The following is a 17548-nucleotide window of genomic DNA, read 5'->3' on the forward strand; positions in this document are numbered from 1 at the left end:
TCCGTCGGCTGTACCGGCTGCGCTGGGTACGCGGATTGCTCCGACTTCGTCGGCTGTAGCGGCCGTGCCGGTCGCGCTGACCGCCCGGCCTGCTGTGGCCGTGTCGGCAGCACAGACTGCGCCCGCTTCGTCGGCCGTCCCGGTCCTGCCGTCCGCAGGGCCCGCTCCGGTCGTTTCGGCCGTCCGGCCCGCTGGGGCCGTGTCGGCTGCGCCGAGCGGACGAACTGCGCCGACTCCGTCGGCTGTACCGGCTGCGCTGGGTACGCGGATTGCTCCGACTTCGTCGGCTGTAGCGGCCGTGCCGGTCGCGCTGACCGCCCGGCCTGCTGAGGCCGTGTCGGCAGCACAGACTGCGCCGACTCCGTCGGCCGTTCCGGTCCTGCCGTCCGCAGGGCCCGTTCCTGCCGTGTCGGCCGTCCGGCCCGCTGGCGCACTGTCGGCTGCGCCGGGCGTGCGGGCCGGTCCGACTCCGTCGGCGGTACCGGTCGCGTCGGGCGGGCGGGCTGTAGCGGACGTGTCGGCTGCCTGGCCCGCAGTGCCCGACCTTCCGCAGCCTTCCTCACAGCACCTGCTCCGTCACGTCGATCTGGCCCAGTAGGTCCGCGTACGTCGATTCGTCGAACTCGCCCGCCGCTGGGGACAGGACCGTGGCCGTCGAGAGGGCCACCGCTCGGGTGAGTCTTTGGGGCCAGGGGAGGTGTTCCACCAGGCCCGAGAGCAGGCCGGCGACCGCCGAGTCGCCCGCGCCCGTCGGGTTGCCCCGGACCGTCTTCGGTGGGGTGGCCCGCCAGGCGCCGTCCGGGGTCGCGGCGAACATTCCGGCCGCGCCCAGCGAGGCGATCACCGCCCGGCCGCCGCGTCTGCGGGCGTCGCGGGTCGCGCGGACCGGCTCGCGGGAGCCGGTGAGCTGCGCGAGTTCGTCGGCGTTGGGCTTCACGAAGTCGGGGCGGGCGGCGATGCCCCGGCGCAGCGGTTCGCCGCTGGTGTCCAGCAGGACGGGCCGGCCGGCCGCCCGCGCGGCGCGTACCAGCTCCGCGTACGCGCCGACGTGGATGCCCGGCGGCAGGCTGCCGCACAGGGCCACCGCGTCCGCGCGGGCGACGAGCCCTTCGTAGGAGGCGAGGAACGCGGCCCATTCGGCGGGGGTGACGGTCGGGCCGGGCTCGTTCAGCTGGGTCGTGTCACCGGTCGCCTCGTCCACGACGGCGATCGTGCGGCGCGTGGTGCCCTCGATGGGTACCAGCGCGTCGGACGGGCCGTCGGCGGCGAGCAGTTCGCGCAGCGCGTCTCCCGTCCGGCCGCCCGCGAAGCCGGTCACGACGGTCTCGTGGCCGAGCGCCGCCAGCACGCGGGCGACGTTGAGGCCCTTGCCGCCGGGCCGTTCGCAGACCTCGGTGACGCGGTTGGTGGTGTGCGGGGTGAGCGCGGTGGTCCGGTAGGTGATGTCGAGGGCGGTGTTGAGCGTGACAGTGAGGATCATGCGCCGTGCCCTCCCTCCGGATCGTCGGACTGTGCCGGGGAGCGGGCCCGCCTGCCCGCACCGTTCCGGACCTGATCATGCCAAACGCAGGCCGTCCGGTGGAGGGGTCGTCCACGATCGCCGTGGGTCCCGCCCTCCCGCCGACGCGGGCCGCCAACGGCGTCAGCTCCGCGCCACGCCCTGGGCCACTTGGGGCTTGACCACCCATTCGCCCCGCCGCAGCACCCCCGCGACCGCGAAGTCCCCGTCCAGGATCACCAGGTCGGCGTCCTTGCCCGGCTCCAGCGAGCCCACCCGGTCGTACACACCCAGCAGCTTCGCCGGGTTGGCGGAGATCGCCCGGACGATGTCCGCGACCGGCAGCCGGTCGACCGTCACGGCCCGTCGGAACGCCGTGTCCAGCGTGAGCGTGGAGCCCGCGATCGACCCGCCCACGGCCAGCCGCGCGACGCCGTCCTTGACCTCGACCTCCAGCGGCCCGAGCTGGTAGACCCCGTCGCCGAAACCGGCCGCGTCCATCGCGTCCGTGATGAACGCGACCCGCCCCGCGCCCGCGCGGTGGAACGCCAGCTCCAGCGCCGCCGGATGCAGATGCGTGCCGTCGTTGATCAGCTCGACGGTGATCCGCTCGTCCTCCATCAGCGCCGCGATCGGTCCGGGCGCGCGGTGGCCGAGCGGCGGCATCGCGTTGAACAGGTGCGTCGCGACGGTCGCGCCCGCCTCGATGGCCTCGACGGTCTGCTCGTACGACGCGTCCGTGTGCCCGATCGCGGCGATCACGCCGTGCTCGGCCAGGAGCCGTACGGAGTCGATACCGCCCGGCAGTTCGGTGGCGAGGGTCACCATCCTCGCCGTGCCCCGGGACGCGTCGAGGAGCTTGCGCACCTCGGCCGGGTCCGGGTCGCGCAGCAGCGCCTCGCTGTGCGCGCCCTTGCGGCACGGCGAGATGAACGGCCCCTCGAAGTGGATGCCGGCCAGATCGCCCTGCTCGACCAGTTCGGAGAGGAATCCGGCGCGCTGGGCGAGGAAGTCCATCTCGCCGGTGACGGTGGAGGCGACGAGCGTGGTGGTGCCGTGCTCCTGGTGCGTACGGACGCCCTTGAGGACCGCGTCCGCGTCGCCCGAGGTGAACGAGGCCCCGCCGCCGCCGTGGTTGTGCATGTCGACGAAGCCGGGCACCACCCAGTGGCCGGTCAGGTCGAACGCCCCGGCGTCGGCGTCACTTCCTACGGAGGGCGCGGCCGTCCCGGAGCCCGTCGGCCCCGCCTCGGTGATCCGTCCGTCCTCGACTCTCACCCGTCCGTTCTCCACGACCCCGGTCGGCAGCACCACCCGGGCGCCGGTGAGAACAGTGCTTTCGGCGCGTACGGCCATCAGGCGGATACCTCCGTGGAGAGAAGATCCCAGGCGAGCAGGCCCGCGCCCAGGCATCCGGCGGTGTCCCCGAGGGCCGCCGGGACGATCTCGGGCAGCTTCTGGAACGTGACCCGCTCCTCGACCGCGGCCCTCAGGGGTGTGAACAACGTTTCCCCGGCCTCGGCGAGACCGCCACCGATGATCAGCCTTCGGGGGTCGAGCAGGGTGAGCGCGGTGACCAGCCCCGCGGCGAGCGCGTCGACCGCGTCCGCCCAGACCGCCATGGCCCTCGGGTCGCCGGAGGCCACGGCCTTCGCACAGTCGGCCGCGTCCGCCTCGGGGTCGCCGCTGGCCTCGGCCCAGGCCCGGGTCACGGCCGCCGCCGACGCGAGCGTCTCCATGCAGCCGGTCTGGCCGCAGCCGCACACGGGCCCGTCGGGCCGGACCACGACGTGCCCGATCTCACCCGCGTAGCCGTGCGCGCCGGCCTCGATGGTGCCGTCGATGCCGATGGCGCCCGCGATGCCGGTGCCGAGCGGTACGAAGAAGAACCGGTCCGAGCCCTTGCCCGCGCCGATCCGCCCCTCGGCGAGCCCGCCGGTGCGTACGTCGTGGCCGAGCGCGACCGGTACGCCGCCGAGGCGCGCGCCGAGCAGATCCCGCAGCGGTACGTCACGCCAGCCGAGGTTCGCGGAGTACAGGGCTATCCCGCGTGCCGCGTCGACGATGCCGGGTACCGCGACCCCCGCCGCGACCGCGCTCTCGCCGAAACGCTCGATTCCGTGGGCGCGCAGATCCGCCGCGAAGCCGAGGATGGTCTCGACGGTCGCCTCGGGGCCCCGCTCCCTGCCGGTGGCCCGGCGCGCCTCGTACAGCAGCGCGCCGTCCGTCCCGACCAGGGCGGCCTTCATGCCTGTGCCGCCCACATCCAGGGCGATGACGTGTCTCACAAGCGCATTCTCGCGCGAAAACCCAAGAAAGGTCTAGTCCACTGTGCGGGATTGTTGCCAGCCCATACAAAGCCTTCGCCAAACCCCCCTGGCAAAGAAGTTGCCGAAGCGATATGGGGCCGGTGTAGACCCCCGACAGCGCATCGTGGAAAATCGCAGCTCGTCAACGCAGGACGTCGCGGGGGACCGACTGGGACAGAAACGCCGTGGAGACGGCCGAGCGAAAACAAGGGTGGGAAAAGAGCTGTGCAGCAGCGCTTCCTGGGGCATACCGCGGCGATAGCCGCACTGGGCATGACGATGGCGCTGAGCGGCTGCGGCAGCTCAAGCGGGTCGGGTGAGGTCACCCTGAAAGTCGTCGCGGCGGACTACGGCAACAGTCCCGCCAACAGCTCGGAGAAATACTGGAACGGCCTGGCCAAGGAGTTCGAGTCCAAGAACCCGGGCATCAAGGTCGAGGTCGACGTCCGTTCCTGGAAGACCGTCGACGCCGATGTGGCGAAGATGGTCAGGGACGGTGAGGCCCCCGACATCGCGCAGATCGGCGCGTACGCCGACTACGTGAAGAAGGAAGAGCTGTACAGCGCGGACGAACTGCTCTCCATCCCCACCCAGGCGAACTTCCTGTCCCGTTTCGCGGACGCCGGAAAGGTCGAACAGACCCAGTACGGAATGCCGTTCGTCGCGAGCACCCGGCTGCTCTTCTACAACAAGGGCCTCTTCGCGGAGGCCGGTCTCTCGGCGCCGCAGAACTGGGACGACATCAAGTCGGACGCCGAGGCGCTCAAGGCGAAGGGCGTGCCGACCCCGTTCGCGCTCCCGCTCGGCGCCGAGGAGGCGCAGGCCGAGACCATGATGTGGATGCTCAGCGGTGGCGGCGGCTACACGGACACGGTCGACGACTCGTACGCCGTCGACTCCGAGCCGAACATCAAGACCTTCGAATGGCTCCAGACGCAGCTGGTCGGCAAGGGCCTCACCGGTCCCGTACCGCCCGGCGAGCTGGACCGCGCCGACGCCTTCAAGGCGTTCACCAGCGGCAAGGTCGGCATGCTCAACGGGCACCCGACGATGATGCAGGAGGCCGAGAAGGCCGGCGTCCAGGTCGGGATGGTGCCGCTGCCGGGCGCCACCGGCAAGTCCAAGGCGACGATGGGTGTCGCTGACTGGATCATGGCCTTCAAGCAGGCCGGGCACCGTGAAGAGGCGGGCAAGTTCCTCGACTTCACCTTCGAGGACAAGAACGTGATGGACTTCGTGGGGCAGTACGACCTCCTGCCCGTGACCTACAGCGCGTCCGAGACGATGGTCGCGGACGAGGAGCACAAGGACCTGCGCCAGTTCCTGGAGGCGCTGCCCACCTCGGAGCTGTACCCCTTCGGCAAGACGTCGTGGGCGGGTGTCAGCGAGGACGTCAAGAAGAACATCGGCAAGGCGGTGCAGCCCGGCGCGGTGCCGGCGGAGATCCTGGCGAGGATCAGCCGGGACGCCATCACGGCGGAGAACTCCGAGTAGCGTGTCAGCCCTATGACCGCAGCCACCCCTGAGCCCGGGCCGGGGCCGGAGCCCCCGCCGGGGCCCGGCTCCGGGGCGTCGCCCGAGCCCGCGCCGGACGAGGGGCCCGGTCCCGCCGGACGGTCGGAGCTGACCGAGCGGGACCGCGCCGTCCTCGCCGTGGAGAAGCGCTCGTGGCCGGGCCCCGGTGCCAAGGAGCGCGTCATCCGGGAGCGCCTCGGCATCTCGCCGACCCGCTACTACCAGCTCCTCGGCGTGCTCATCGACGATCCGCTGGCACTGGCCCACGACCCGGTGACCGTCAACCGGCTGCGCCGGATCAGGGACGCCCGCCGCGCCCGTCGCTGAGCGGGGTCTTTCGCCGCCGTACGGAGGCTCGCGCGGATAGGGTCGGAGCATGGGCAGCCACTCGCACCCCCTGCCGACCCCCGTCACCTCCGCCGGCGCCGAAGGCCTGGCCGCGCTTCTCGCCCGGCCCGGGAAAGCCGTCGTCGCCCTCGACTTCGACGGCACGCTCGCCGACATCGTCCCCGACCCCGAGAGCGCCCGCGCCCACCCCGGCGCGGTTCCCGCCCTCGTCGCCCTCGCCCCGCACGTCGCGTCCGTCGCGGTGATCACCGGCCGCCCGGCCGCCGTCGCCGTGGAGTACGGCGGCTTCGCCGGCGTACCCGGTCTGGAACACCTCGTGGTGCTCGGCCACTACGGCGCCGAGCGCTGGGACGCGGTCAGCGGCACCGTGACCGCCCCGGAGCCGCATCCGGGGGTCGAGGCCGTCCGCGCCGAACTCCCGGGGCTTCTCGAACGGTTCGAGTCCTGGAGCGGTACGTGGATCGAGGAGAAGGGCCGGGCGGTCGCCGTCCACACCCGCCGGGCCGCCGACCCGCAGGGGGCGTTCGACGCCCTGCGCGGGCCCCTCGCCGATCTGGCGGCCAGACACGGCCTGGTGCTCGAACCGGGCCGCATGGTCCTGGAGTTGCGCCCGCCGGGCATGGACAAGGGCGTGGCCCTGGAGAAGTACGTCCGCGAGGTCGGCGCCGAGACGGTCGTCTACGGCGGCGACGACCTGGGCGACCTCCCCGCTTACGCGGCCGTCGACTCCCTCCGTACGAAGGGCTGTTCGGGGCTGCTGCTGTGCAGCGGTACGGGGGACGTCCCCGAACTCGCCGAGAAGGCCGACCTGGTGCTGCCCGGCCCCGGCGCGCTGGTCGGCTTCCTCGCGTCGGTGGCGGCCGGGCTCTGAACGCCGGGCCCCCCGTCGACGGGCCGAAACGCGGAGGACACCGGACGGACGCCTCGCGCCCGGTCCACGGCGTCCTGCTGAAGGACTACCGCCCCGTCGCCTGGTGAGCCCCGGCCGGTGAGCCCCCGTCGCCTGGTGAGCCCCGGCCGGTGAGCCCCCGGCCGGTCACCCCGGCCGGCGCCCGCGCCGGCCCGGGCTCAGGCCTCGCGCAGTGCGTCCAGCTGGTCCAGGAACCACTTCTGCGGGGGCAGCGCCGTCGACGCGGCGGCCAGGCGCTTCGTGCGGGCCGCGCGGTCGTCGGCGTCCATCGTCAGGGCCTCGTGGAGCGCGGCGGCCGTGGCCGTCACGTCGTACGGGTTCACCACGATCGCGTCGTCGCCCAGCTCCTCGTACGCCCCCGCCTCCCGCGACAGCACCAGCGCGCAGCCGTTCTCCGAAACGACCGGGATCTCCTTCGCGACCAGGTTCATGCCGTCGCGGATCGGGTTGACCAGCGCCACGTCCGCCAGCCGGTACGCGGCGAGCGAGCGCGCGAAGTCGTCCTTGACGTGCAGCACCACGGGGGTCCAACCGGGTGTGCCGAACTCGGAGTTGATCTCGTCGGCCACCTCCTGGACGCGGGCGGTGTAGGCGCGGTAGACGGCGAGGTCCTGCCGGGAGGGATAGGCGAACGCCACGTGCGTGACGCGCTCGCGCCACTCGGGCCGGTCGGTGAGCAGCTGCCGGTACGCGAGGAGGCCGCGCACGATGTTCTTCGACAGCTCCGTGCGGTCCACCCGCACGATCGTCCGGCGCGGCTCCCGGTCGGAGCCGCCGATCTGCTCGCGCAGCTCCGTGAGGCGCTCGTCCACGTCGGGCCGGTGCGCGCGCTCCCGCAGGAAGTCCGCGTCGGCGCCCAGACCGTGCACACCGATCCGGGTCTTGCCCGTGCCGCCGAGCTGTTCCGTACAGCAGGCGGTGAACGCGTCGGCCCAGCGGCGGGTCAGGAACGCGGCACGGTCCGCGCCGAGGATGCCGCGCAGCAGCTGGCGCGCGATGTCGTCGGGCAGCAGCCGGAAGTAGTCCACCGGCGCCCACGGCGTGTGCGAGAAGTGCCCGATCCGCAGATCGGGGCGGAGCGCGCGGAGCATCCCGGGCACCAGGGCCAGGTGGTAGTCCTGGATCAGTACGTCGGCGCCGTCGGCCGCCTCGTCGGCCAGGGCCTCCGCGAAGGCGCGGTTGTACGCCTCGTACGACGCCCACTGCGCCCGGAACTCGGCGCCGAAGGCCGGCTCCAGCGGTGTCTGGTAGAGCTGGTGGTGGACGAACCAGAGCGTGGAGTTCGCGACGCCGTTGTACGCGTCCGCGTAGATCTCCGGCGGGATGCCGAGCATCCTGACCCGCTGTCCGCCCGTGTCGCCGGGGTCCAGCCGGCCGCCGGTGCGCCGCACCGCCTCACGGTCGCCGTCCCCGAGGGCGGCGCAGACCCAGACGGCGTTCGCGTCGGCCCCGATGGCCGAGAGCCCGGAGACGAGGCCTCCGCCGCCGCGCCCGGCGGTCAGCGTGCCGTCCTCGCCGAGTCTGTACGAGACGGGGCCGCGATTGGAGGCGACAAGGACCTGGGCGGCTTGCTCGGGGACCATCTCGGAGACCATGTGGCGAAACCTAGCCCTTCGCGGAAACGCTCAAACGTACGGTTCAGGTCGGCGTGGATCAGCCACGGCCCCGTCCGCGGGTCGCCGCCAGCGCCACCACCCCGGCGCCGACGAGAGCGAGGGCCATGCCCCCGAGCAACCAGAGCTGTTCCGAGGTCAGGGCCGCCAGGGCCATCGCAGTCATCGGCATAACAGGCAATATAGGCAATCGATACTTAAATCATACGAACTTGGCCCCTATGCCGCGCGGCGCGCCGCGTACTCCGCGATCTCCCGCATCGGCGGCCGCTCCTCGGTGTCCACCGCGTACGTACGCGGCTCGAAGCCCTTGTCGCCCCGCTCGAACTGCGTCAGCTCCGGCCGCACCAGATGCCCGCGCGACAGGCGCAGCTGCGCCGTCCGGTAGATCGCCGCGGCCATCCGCCCCAGCGCCTGCCCGTCCTGGTGCCGGTGCCTGCGCACCCCCACGTCGACCTGGCCCAGCGCGTCGAGCCCCACCGTGTGCAGCGCGTCCACGAGCAGCCCCAGCTCCACCCCGTACCCCACCGGGAACGGCAGCCGCTCCAGCAGCGAGCGCCGTACCGCGTACTCACCGCCCAGCGGCTGCACGAACCCCGCCAGCCGGGGCCAGTGCAGATTCAGCAGCGGACGCGCCACCAGCTCCGTCACCCGGCCGCCCTGCCCCGGCTCGTCGCCGAGCGGGCGGTCGTACATCGCCTTCACGAACTGCACGTCGGGCTCGGTGAGCAGCGGCCCCACGGTCCCCGACACGAACTCCGGCGTGAAGTCCCGCAGATCCGCGTCCACGAAGCAGACGATGTCGCCGCTCGTCACCAGCAGCGAGCGCCACAGCACCTCGCCCTTGCCGGGCACGGCCGGCAGCCTCGGCAGGATCTCGTCGCGGTGCACCACGCGCGCCCCGGCCGCCGCCGCGAACTCCCCCGTACGGTCGGTCGAGCCCGAGTCGATCACCACCAGCTCGTCGACGAGCGGCGCCGGACCCGCCATCAGCTCGTGCCGGATCACCGACACGATCGGGCCGACCGTCGCCTCCTCGTTCAGAGCCGGGAGCACCACGCTGACCTGCGCACCCTTCTTGGCGGCGAGCAGCCGGTCGACCGGCCGGTCCGCCGCCGGCCAGGACCGCCGGGCCAGCCAGCGCTCCACTTCCTGCAGCACGTGATCTCCATCTCGCGGATCGGACGAGGGTCTCAACCGTCCAGGGGTTCGGTTACAGTCTTGAACAACGCGGACGACCGTCGCATGCCGGGGGTCACCACGCTGACAATCGAATACCGCTCATCCAGAGGGGCAGAGGGAACGGCCCGTTGAAGCCCCGGCAACCCTCCCGCCGACCGCGAGGTCACGGTGGGGAAGGTGCCAATTCCGTCTTGCGGCGAGACGCGTCGCGAGGAAGATGAGGAAAGGGCCTCGCCTTCATGGCTGTGCAGACTGTTCACGAATCCGACAACTCCGCCGATGCCGCCGCTTCAGCCGGCACCGTGGATCTCGGACCCGCCGCCGCCCTCTCGTGCCGCGAATGCGGGGAACGCTTCGAACTCGGCCCGATCTTCGCCTGTCAGAGCTGTTTCGGCCCGCTCGAAGTGGCCTACGACCTGCCGACGGGCGACCCCGAGGAGCTGAAGAGGCGAATCGCCGCGGGTCCCGACAACATCTGGCGCTACGCGCCGCTGCTGCCCGTCCCCGCCGACGTCGCGTCGAAGCCCAACATCAACCCCGGCTTCACCAAGCTCGTCAAGGCCGACAACCTCGCCCGTGAGCTGGGCGTCACCGGCGGTCTGTACGTGAAGGACGACTCCGGCAACCCGACGCACTCCTTCAAGGACCGCGTCGTCGCCATCGCCGTCGAGGCGGCCCGCGCCTTCGGCTTCACCACGCTCTCCTGCTCCTCCACCGGCAATCTGGCCGGCGCCGTCGGCGCCGCCGCCGCCCGCGCCGGTTTCCACTCCTGCGTCTTCATCCCGCACGACCTGGAGCAGGGCAAGGTCGTCATGGCCGCGGTCTACGGCGGTGAACTCGTCGGCATCGAGGGCAACTACGACGACGTCAACCGCTTCTGCTCCGAGCTCATCGGGGACCCGCTGGGCGAGGGCTGGGGCTTCGTCAACGTCAACCTCCGCCCGTACTACGGCGAGGGCTCCAAGACCCTCGCGTACGAGATCTGCGAGCAGCTCGGCTGGGTGCTGCCCGACCAGCTGGTCGTCCCGGTCGCCTCCGGCTCGCAGCTGACGAAGATCGACAAGGGGCTGAAGGAGCTGATCGCGCTCGGCCTGGTCGAGGAGAAGCCGTACAAGATCTTCGGCGCGCAGGCCGAGGGCTGCTCGCCGGTGTCGGTCGCCTTCAAGGCGGGCCACGACGTCGTACGGCCGCAGAAGCCGAACACCATCGCCAAGTCGCTGGCGATCGGAAACCCGGCCGACGGCCCCTACGTCCTGGACATCGCCCGTCGCACGGGCGGCGCCGTCGAGGACGTGGACGACGAGCAGGTCGTGGACGCGATCAAGCTGCTCGCGCGGACCGAGGGGATCTTCGCCGAGACGGCGGGCGGGGTGACCGTGGGCGTGACGCGCAAGCTCATCGAGACCGGACTGCTCGACCCGGCGCTCACGACGGTCGTCCTGAACACGGGCGACGGGCTCAAGACGCTGGACGCCGTCGCGCCGACGACGGGGCCGACCGCGACGATCGCGCCGAGCCTCGACGCGTTCCGCGCCGCCGGTCTGGCGCGTTGAGCCACGTCGAGCCCGCCCAGTGACCCGCTACTCCCCGGAAGGCAGAAACCGATGAGCGTGAACGTCCGTATCCCCACCATCCTCCGTACCTACACCGGCGGAAAGGCCGAGGTTCCGGCCGAGGGCGCGACCCTCTCCCAGGTGATCGAGTCCCTGGAGACCAACCACCCCGGGATTGCCGCGCGCGTCCTGGACGACCAGGGCAAGCTCCGGCGCTTCGTCAACGTGTACGTGAACGACGACGACGTCCGCTTCGAGCAGGGCCTGGAGACCGCCACCCCGGACGGCGCCGGCATCTCGATCATCCCGGCGGTCGCCGGAGGCTGAACGGCACGCACAGTGAACGGTGTTGCCCCCTCCGCAAGAGAAGCGGAGGGGGCAATTCCATGGGGTTGAACGCGGTAGAGTCGGGGTAGCTCCGCCGCCGCCTGTGCCCCGAGCATATGAGTTCGCCGACAAGATGCGGTCAAAGTGTGGACGCTGTTTGCGCGGTTCCTTGCGCTTTGCCCGGCCCGACTTGCCCCTGGTGGACCGGCATTTCACCTCTTTGCGTGTTCCGGCGCGGCCATAATTCTCGTCCGATTGACCTGTTGCAGAGGGCAGTTGGGCAGATACATTCAGCCGCGGTCGACGCGTTCCGGCGCGAAGTGCGGTCCCGCGCAGGGGCCAGTAATAGGGGAGTTAGGCATGGCTCAGGGCACCGTCAAGTGGTTCAACGCGGAGAAGGGCTACGGCTTCATCGCGGTCGACGGTGGTGCGGATGTTTTCGTCCACTACAGCGCGATCCAGATGGACGGCTACCGCACCCTTGAAGAAGGTCAGCGAGTTGAGTTCGAGATCTCGCAGGGCCAGAAGGGTCCGCAGGCGGACATGGTCAAGCTCGCCGTCTGATCCCGGCGCGATCGGCCAACGACGCACTCACACACGAGGGGCCCGCATCCCGGCAGGGGATGCGGGCCCCTCGTGCGTGCGCGTTCATCTCCCCGAGGCGCCGGGGCCGCTCGGGAGTCGCTTGCACTCTCGGGGGTCGAGTGCTAATCATTGGCGTTAGCACTCTGCTGGTGAGAGTGACAACTTATGGACCGGGTCAGCGAGGCCCGAGAGCCTGTGGGGCAAGGAACCGCACGGCTCTTCGGCCGTCCGTCGCGGGCGTCGGCACGGTCCGGAGCAATCCACCCCATGTCCGGGAGGACCACTTCACATGGCCAAGATCATCGCGTTCGACGAGGAGGCACGGCGCGGTCTCGAGCGCGGGATGAACCAGCTCGCCGACGCCGTCAAGGTAACCCTTGGCCCCAAGGGCCGAAACGTCGTCCTCGAGAAGAAGTGGGGCGCCCCCACGATCACCAACGATGGTGTGTCCATCGCCAAGGAGATCGAGCTCGAGGACCCGTACGAGAAGATCGGCGCCGAGCTGGTCAAGGAAGTCGCCAAGAAGACGGACGACGTCGCCGGTGACGGTACGACCACCGCGACCGTCCTGGCCCAGGCCCTGGTCCGCGAGGGCCTGCGCAACGTGGCCGCCGGCGCCAACCCGATGGCCCTCAAGCGCGGCATCGAGAAGGCCATCGAGGCCGTCTCCGGTGCGCTCCTGGAGCAGGCCAAGGACGTGGAGACCAAGGAGCAGATCGCTTCGACGGCCTCCATCTCCGCCGCCGACACCCAGATCGGCGAGCTCATCGCCGAGGCGATGGACAAGGTCGGCAAGGAAGGCGTCATCACCGTCGAGGAGTCGCAGACCTTCGGTCTCGAGCTTGAGCTCACCGAGGGCATGCGCTTCGACAAGGGCTACATCTCGGCGTACTTCGCCACCGACATGGAGCGTATGGAGGCGTCGCTCGACGACCCGTACATCCTGATCGTCAACTCCAAGATCGGCAACGTCAAGGACGTCCTGCCGCTCCTGGAGAAGGTCATCCAGTCGGGCAAGCCGCTGCTGATCATCGCCGAGGACGTCGAGGGCGAGGCGCTGTCCACGCTCGTCGTCAACAAGATCAAGGGCACCTTCAAGTCCGTCGCCGTCAAGGCTCCGGGCTTCGGTGACCGCCGCAAGGCGATGCTGAACGACATCGCCATCCTCACGGGCGGCACGGTCATCTCCGAGGAGGTCGGCCTCAAGCTGGAGAACGCCGGTCTCGACCTGCTGGGCCGCGCCCGCAAGGTCGTCATCACCAAGGACGAGACCACCATCGTCGACGGTGCCGGTGACAGCGACCAGGTCGCCGGTCGCGTGAACCAGATCCGTGCCGAGATCGAGAACTCGGACTCGGACTACGACCGCGAGAAGCTCCAGGAGCGCCTCGCGAAGCTGGCCGGCGGCGTGGCCGTCATCAAGGCCGGTGCCGCGACCGAGGTCGAGCTCAAGGAGCGCAAGCACCGCATCGAGGACGCGGTGCGCAACGCCAAGGCCGCCGTCGAGGAGGGCATCGTCGCCGGTGGTGGCGTGGCTCTGCTCCAGGCTTCCTCGGTGTTCGAGAAGCTGGAGCTCGAAGGCGACGAGGCGACGGGCGCCGCTGCCGTCAAGCTCGCGCTGGAGGCCCCGCTCAAGCAGATCGCGGTCAACGCGGGTCTTGAGGGTGGCGTCATCGTCGAGAAGGTCCGCAACCTCAAGATCGGTCACGGCCTGAACGCCGCGACCGGCGAGTACGTGGACATGATCGCCGAGGGCATCATCGACCCGGCGAAGGTCACGCGTTCCGCCCTGCAGAACGCGGCGTCCATCGCGGCGCTGTTCCTCACCACCGAGGCCGTCATCGCCGACAAGCCGGAGAAGGCCGCCGCCGGCGGCGCGCCGGGCGGCATGCCGGGCGGTGACATGGACTTCTGATCCTGACGGATCGGCGGTTCATGGCGTAGCTCCTACGCACGTGTACGGACCGAGGGCGGCACTCCCGGCAAGGGGGTGCCGCCCTCGGGCGTTCGCGCGTGGCGCCGGCCTCAGCGGGTGACCTCGCGGTTGAAGACCGCGCGGGACCAGAAGTAGCCGAGCAGGGTGAGAGCGACGCACCAGGCAAGGGCGATCCAGCCGTCGTTGCCGATCCCGGTCCCGAGGAAGAGGCCGCGCAGGGTCTCGTTGATCGGGGTGAAGGGCTGGTACTCGGCGAACCAGCGCAGGACGGTCGGCATGGAGTCCGGCGGGACGACCGCGCTGCCGAGGAAGGGCAGGAAGGTCAGCGGCAGCGGGGCGTTGCTCGCGGACTCGACGGTCTTGGCGCCCATGCCCATCGCGGCGGAGAGCCAGGCCATGCCGAGGGCCAGGAAGAGCAGCAGGCCCAGGGCGGCCATCCACTCGATCACCGAGGCGTTGGGCCGGAAGCCGATCGCGAGGGAGACCGTGGTGATCAGGACGAGGACCGCCGAGACCTGGAGGACGCTGCCGAAGACATGGCCGGTGAGGATGGAGCCCCGGGAGATCGACATCGTACGGAAGCGTTTGACGATGCCCTCGGTCATGTCGGTGGAGACCGACACGGCGGTCGCCACGGCCCCCGAGGTGGCGGACATCAGGATGATGCCGGGGACCAGGTAGTTGATGTAGTCGGCGCGGTCGCCGCCCCCGCCGATACCGGCGCCGAGCGCGCCGCCGAAGACGTACACGAACAGCAGCAGCATCAGCAGCGGCATCACGAGGATCGAGATGGTCATCGAGGGATAGCGCCGCATGTGCGTGATGTTGCGGCGCAGCATCGTCATGGAGTCGCGCAGCGCGTAGGAGCGGGAGGACTTCGAGGACTTGGCGGGGGTGAGGGTGGCGGTGCTCATCGGTTCGACTCCTTGCGGGCGGCGGGGACGGTGCCGGCGTCCTGCCGGCCGGTCAGGGTGAGGAAGACGTCGTCGAGGTCGGGGGTGTGCACGGTGAGCGACTCGGCCTGTACGCCCGTGGTGTCGAGGACGTCGAGGATGGCCCGGAGATTGGCCAGGGAGCCGTCGCTGGGGATCTGGAGGGAGAGTTCGTCGTCGTCGCGGGTGGCGATGCCGAAGAGCGGGACGGCGGCGGCGAGGTGGGCCTCGTCGGCGAACCGGAGGCTGACGTGGCCGCCGGGGATCATCCGCTTCAGCTCCTGCGCGGTGCCCTCGGCGACGAGCGTGCCGTGGTCCAGCACCGCGATGCGGTCGGCGAGCTGATCGGCCTCCTCCAGGTACTGCGTGGTGAGGAAGATGGTCACGCCCTCGTCGGCGACCAGGTTCCGGATCAGCTCCCACATCACCCGGCGGCTGCGCGGGTCGAGACCGGTGGTCGGCTCGTCGAGGAAGATGATGCGCGGCTTGCCGACCAGGGTCATCGCGAGGTCGAGCTTGCGCCGCATACCGCCGGAGAAGGTTCCGACGTTCTTGCGGGCCGCCTCGGTCAGCTCGAACCGCTCCAGGAGCTCGGCGGCCCGACGGCGGCCCTCGCCGCGGCTCAGATGGTGCAGGTCGGCCATCAGGAGCAGGTTCTCCTCGGCGGTCAGCAGCGCGTCGACCGCGGCGAACTGTCCGGTGACGCCGATCTGGCGGCGTACGGAGTCGGCGTCGGCGGCCACGTCGCGGCCTCCGACCCGCGCCTCGCCCGAGTCGGCGGTGATCAGGGTGGAGAGGATCTCCACGGTGGTGGTCTTGCCCGCCCCGTTGGGGCCGAGCAGGGCGAAGACGGTGCCTTCGGGGATCCGCAGATCGATGCCGTCGAGCACCACCTTGTCGCCGTACGACTTGCGCAGACCGACCGCGGAGATCGCGGTCGCGCGGGTGGAGGTGGCCGCTGTGGTCGCGGTGTTCATGGGAGCGGGCCCTTCTCTGGGGAGTGTCGGTTCCGGGACTGCCGGCGGTGGTGCGACGCGTGATGCGGGTGGTGCGTGGTGCGGGCGGTACGGGGTGCTGCACACCGGGTCGCCAGGCGCGTGGTGCCAGACTCTGGCGCCGTGCTGTGCTTGCGTCATCATCATGGCATACGCATGGCGCCATGGCGAGTCACTGTGGCGCCAGCTTGGTTCAATGTGGCGCGCAGTGGTGTCGGTGCCTGGCGGCGGTCGCGGGGGCGCGAGGTCGCGGAGTGCGGAAAGCAGGGGCGGGGACCCGCTCCGGGCCGGCGTGACACGCCGGCCCGGAGACGGGAGTCAGGCCCTGCGGATGACGATGTCGCCGACGCTCGTACGGCCCCGGACCTCGACCCTCTCCTCCGAGTCCGCCGGGCCCCGCGTCATCCCCAGCTCGTTGCGGACGCGCCCCACCGAGGACTCCAGGTCCAGGTGGGCCGCGGAACCCTTCGCGATGCCGATCTCCAAGCCGCCGGCCGCGGACTCCAGGCTGACCCGCCCCCGTATCACCTCGTCGATACGGATGGAGCCGCTCGACGTCCCGGCGGTGACCGAGGACTCGGCGCGGACGACACCGATGGAGCCGTTGGACGAGGTCACCCGCAGCTCGCCGGTGACCTCGCCGATCGCGGTCTCGCCGTTGAGGTTCTTGACGGTTGCGTCCGCGTCGACCCGGCCGACCCGCAGCCGGCCCGAGGCGTGGATCTCGGTGGCGCCCGTCGTACGCTCCACGACGATGTCGCCGTGCGAGGTCTTCAGGAAGACGGTCGTGGCCTCGTCCAGCCGGATGTTCCCGGCGCCGGTGGTCAGACGGCAGTTGCCGAAGTGGCCTTCGCCGATGATGTCGCCGAGCCCCGTGCTCACGATCAGCTCGGAGCCGGCGGGCAGTTCGACGGTCACGTCGACCGCACCGATCTTGGCGAACGGCGCGCGCTTCTTGGGGCCCTTGACGAGGAGTCTGCCGCCCGCGCAGGAGACCTCGGTGTCCTCGGCGGCCTGGACGTCCCGCTTGTTGTGCCGGTCGCTCGGCGTCACCTGGACCACGGTGTCGGTGCGCTTGCCGGTGATGATCCTGGCCCACCCGATCTCGATCTCGACGGTGGCGGAGAGGGGCTCGGGAGTGGTGAAAGTAGGCATGGCTGTGCCGTCCTCTTGGTGAGTGAGTGAGTGAGTGCGTGAGCGAAGGGTGAAGGCTGTGAGGTCGGACCGCGTCCGGCGTCAGTGGGCCCAGCCGGTGAGGCGCTGACCCACCGTCGGGTGCGGACCCGTCGGGCTTCCGGGTGCGCGGTCGGCCGCGAGTCCGAGGGTGGCGGCGACGGCCCGGACCAGCCAGGCGTTGACCGACAGGCCCTCGCGGCAGGCGGCCTCCTCGACCCGGTGCTTGAGCTGGGCGGGCGGCCGGAAGTTGATACGGGAGGTGCCGCCCTCCTCGGTCTCCGCGGGGACCGGGGGCGCCGGCGGCCGTACCCGGATGCCGGGCTCCTCGAAGGTGCCGACGGCCGGCGGCACGGTGACGACGAACTCGGGGTCGCGCCCCCGCAGCCGTACGTCGACCGAGCCGGGCGCCAGCTCGCGCGTGACCTCGTCCATAGCGTCGGACAGGGCGTTGAGAAGCGTCAGGCGGACGGCCGATTCGAGCCGCCCGGCGAGCCGTTCCGCCAGAGCGCGGCCTTCGTCATCGTCCGCCTCGGCGCCGGCTCCGAGCTCGTGGCGGAGGTTGTCGACGTACGGGGTGAGGTCCATGACGCAATAGTGGCACCATCGTGGTGCCATTGCAAGTGATCTGGCGTCATTCGGTGCCAGTGTGTTGTTGGGGTGGTGTCATGT

At 70.9% G+C, this 17548-nt stretch carries 17 protein-coding genes and 1 riboswitch; of the genes, 7 read left to right on the top strand and 10 right to left on the bottom strand.

All coding sequences use genetic code 11. The features are described 5' to 3' along the window. Positions 1-559: 559 nt before the first annotated feature. The 3 genes from ACFWU9_RS02490 to ACFWU9_RS02500 form a co-directional block, all read right to left on the bottom strand. Positions 560-1480 (bottom strand): 1-phosphofructokinase family hexose kinase, encoded by a 921-nt coding sequence (locus ACFWU9_RS02490; RefSeq protein WP_384314086.1) that lies wholly within the window; start codon positions 1478-1480, stop codon positions 560-562. A 162-nt stretch (positions 1481-1642) separates the two neighbouring features. Continuing rightward, positions 1643-2854: an N-acetylglucosamine-6-phosphate deacetylase gene (gene nagA, locus ACFWU9_RS02495; protein ID WP_384314088.1), complete on the bottom strand. Its 1212-nt coding sequence runs from the start codon at positions 2852-2854 to the stop codon at positions 1643-1645. Then, a complete protein-coding gene (locus ACFWU9_RS02500) occupies positions 2854-3786 on the bottom strand; it encodes an ROK family protein (protein ID WP_384314090.1) in 933 nt (310 codons plus the stop codon). The genes nagA and ACFWU9_RS02500 overlap by 1 nt, the downstream gene beginning before the upstream one ends. 294 nt (positions 3787-4080) lie before the next feature. Here ACFWU9_RS02500 and ACFWU9_RS02505 point away from each other — a divergent pair, with 294 nt between their 5' ends. Genes ACFWU9_RS02505 through otsB form a run of 3 tightly spaced genes read left to right on the top strand, consistent with a single transcriptional unit; the run spans position 4081 to position 6541 of the window. Next, entirely contained in the window at positions 4081-5301 is a 1221-nt protein-coding gene (locus ACFWU9_RS02505; protein WP_384314397.1) for an extracellular solute-binding protein, read from the top strand. A gap of 12 nt (positions 5302-5313) precedes the next feature. Continuing rightward, entirely contained in the window at positions 5314-5649 is a 336-nt protein-coding gene (locus ACFWU9_RS02510) for a DUF3263 domain-containing protein (RefSeq protein ID WP_384314092.1), read from the top strand. 49 nt (positions 5650-5698) lie between these two features. Further along, positions 5699-6541, top strand: a complete 843-nt coding sequence (otsB, locus tag ACFWU9_RS02515; protein WP_384314094.1) for a trehalose-phosphatase — start codon at positions 5699-5701, stop codon at positions 6539-6541. Positions 6542-6738: 197 nt separating this feature from the next. On the opposite strand, the gene ACFWU9_RS02520 is transcribed toward otsB, so the two are convergent. From ACFWU9_RS02520 to ACFWU9_RS02530, 3 genes are read right to left on the bottom strand one after another with little or no spacing between them, the layout of a single operon-like run. Continuing rightward, positions 6739-8175 carry a trehalose-6-phosphate synthase gene (locus tag ACFWU9_RS02520; protein ID WP_384314095.1) on the bottom strand — a complete coding sequence of 479 codons (1437 nt, stop codon included), beginning with the start codon at positions 8173-8175 and terminating at the stop codon, positions 6739-6741. Positions 8176-8233: 58 nt separating this feature from the next. After that, on the bottom strand, positions 8234-8365 hold the full coding sequence (locus tag ACFWU9_RS02525) for a hypothetical protein (protein ID WP_384314097.1): 132 nt from the start codon (positions 8363-8365) through the stop codon (positions 8234-8236). 47 nt (positions 8366-8412) lie between these two features. Further along, on the bottom strand, positions 8413-9354 hold the full coding sequence (locus ACFWU9_RS02530) for a glucosyl-3-phosphoglycerate synthase (protein ID WP_384314099.1): 942 nt from the start codon (positions 9352-9354) through the stop codon (positions 8413-8415). 117 nt (positions 9355-9471) lie between these two features. Next, a riboswitch (SAM riboswitch) is annotated at positions 9472-9599 on the top strand. Positions 9600-9614: 15 nt separating this feature from the next. Here ACFWU9_RS02530 and thrC point away from each other — a divergent pair. The 4 genes from thrC to groL all read left to right on the top strand — a co-directional run bounded on the left by thrC (position 9615) and on the right by groL (position 13755). Continuing rightward, positions 9615-10928, top strand: coding sequence for a threonine synthase (gene thrC / locus ACFWU9_RS02535; protein WP_384314100.1), 1314 nt, complete (start codon positions 9615-9617; stop codon positions 10926-10928). Between the two features lie 51 nt (positions 10929-10979). Next, a complete protein-coding gene (locus ACFWU9_RS02540) occupies positions 10980-11255 on the top strand; it encodes a ubiquitin-like small modifier protein 1 (RefSeq protein ID WP_383633166.1) in 276 nt (91 codons plus the stop codon). Positions 11256-11615: 360 nt separating this feature from the next. Beyond that, positions 11616-11819 (top strand): cold-shock protein, encoded by a 204-nt coding sequence (locus ACFWU9_RS02545; RefSeq protein WP_005315736.1) that lies wholly within the window; start codon positions 11616-11618, stop codon positions 11817-11819. Positions 11820-12129: 310 nt separating this feature from the next. Next, positions 12130-13755 carry a chaperonin GroEL gene (gene groL, locus ACFWU9_RS02550; protein WP_384314102.1) on the top strand — a complete coding sequence of 542 codons (1626 nt, stop codon included), beginning with the start codon at positions 12130-12132 and terminating at the stop codon, positions 13753-13755. A 110-nt stretch (positions 13756-13865) separates the two neighbouring features. Here groL and ACFWU9_RS02555 read toward each other — a convergent pair whose 3' ends face one another. The 4 genes from ACFWU9_RS02555 to ACFWU9_RS02570 form a co-directional block, all read right to left on the bottom strand. Continuing rightward, complete coding sequence (locus ACFWU9_RS02555) at positions 13866-14690, bottom strand: ABC transporter permease (protein ID WP_384314104.1); 825 nt, start codon at positions 14688-14690, stop codon at positions 13866-13868. Continuing rightward, a complete protein-coding gene (locus tag ACFWU9_RS02560; protein WP_384314106.1) occupies positions 14687-15685 on the bottom strand; it encodes an ATP-binding cassette domain-containing protein in 999 nt (332 codons plus the stop codon). Before ACFWU9_RS02560 ends, ACFWU9_RS02555 begins: the two co-directional genes overlap by 4 nt. Positions 15686-16021: 336 nt before the next feature. Continuing rightward, positions 16022-16858 (bottom strand): DUF4097 domain-containing protein, encoded by an 837-nt coding sequence (locus ACFWU9_RS02565; protein ID WP_384314108.1) that lies wholly within the window; start codon positions 16856-16858, stop codon positions 16022-16024. 81 nt (positions 16859-16939) lie between these two features. Beyond that, positions 16940-17464, bottom strand: coding sequence for a hypothetical protein (locus ACFWU9_RS02570; protein WP_384314109.1), 525 nt, complete (start codon positions 17462-17464; stop codon positions 16940-16942). Positions 17465-17548 lie beyond the last annotated feature (84 nt).

The organism is Streptomyces sp. NPDC058653 (assembly GCF_042716895.1).
Taxonomy (GTDB): Bacteria; Actinomycetota; Actinomycetes; order Streptomycetales; family Streptomycetaceae; genus Streptomyces.

Bases quoted from the DNA above. Each gene is read 5' to 3' on its own strand.
- ACFWU9_RS02490 (WP_384314086.1), bottom strand. From the start codon at position 1,480: ATGATCCTCACTGTCACGCTCAACACCGCCCTCGACATCACCTACCGG.
- nagA (WP_384314088.1), bottom strand. From the start codon at position 2,854: ATGGCCGTACGCGCCGAAAGCACTGTTCTCACCGGCGCCCGGGTGGTG.
- ACFWU9_RS02505 (WP_384314397.1), top strand. From the start codon at position 4,081: ATGACGATGGCGCTGAGCGGCTGCGGCAGCTCAAGCGGGTCGGGTGAG.
- ACFWU9_RS02510 (WP_384314092.1), top strand. From the start codon at position 5,314: ATGACCGCAGCCACCCCTGAGCCCGGGCCGGGGCCGGAGCCCCCGCCG.
- otsB (WP_384314094.1), top strand. From the start codon at position 5,699: ATGGGCAGCCACTCGCACCCCCTGCCGACCCCCGTCACCTCCGCCGGC.
- ACFWU9_RS02520 (WP_384314095.1), bottom strand. From the start codon at position 8,175: ATGGTCTCCGAGATGGTCCCCGAGCAAGCCGCCCAGGTCCTTGTCGCC.
- ACFWU9_RS02525 (WP_384314097.1), bottom strand. From the start codon at position 8,365: ATGCCGATGACTGCGATGGCCCTGGCGGCCCTGACCTCGGAACAGCTC.
- thrC (WP_384314100.1), top strand. From the start codon at position 9,615: ATGGCTGTGCAGACTGTTCACGAATCCGACAACTCCGCCGATGCCGCC.
- ACFWU9_RS02540 (WP_383633166.1), top strand. From the start codon at position 10,980: ATGAGCGTGAACGTCCGTATCCCCACCATCCTCCGTACCTACACCGGC.
- ACFWU9_RS02545 (WP_005315736.1), top strand. From the start codon at position 11,616: ATGGCTCAGGGCACCGTCAAGTGGTTCAACGCGGAGAAGGGCTACGGC.
- groL (WP_384314102.1), top strand. From the start codon at position 12,130: ATGGCCAAGATCATCGCGTTCGACGAGGAGGCACGGCGCGGTCTCGAG.
- ACFWU9_RS02555 (WP_384314104.1), bottom strand. From the start codon at position 14,690: ATGAGCACCGCCACCCTCACCCCCGCCAAGTCCTCGAAGTCCTCCCGC.
- ACFWU9_RS02560 (WP_384314106.1), bottom strand. From the start codon at position 15,685: ATGAACACCGCGACCACAGCGGCCACCTCCACCCGCGCGACCGCGATC.
- ACFWU9_RS02565 (WP_384314108.1), bottom strand. From the start codon at position 16,858: ATGCCTACTTTCACCACTCCCGAGCCCCTCTCCGCCACCGTCGAGATC.
- ACFWU9_RS02570 (WP_384314109.1), bottom strand. From the start codon at position 17,464: ATGGACCTCACCCCGTACGTCGACAACCTCCGCCACGAGCTCGGAGCC.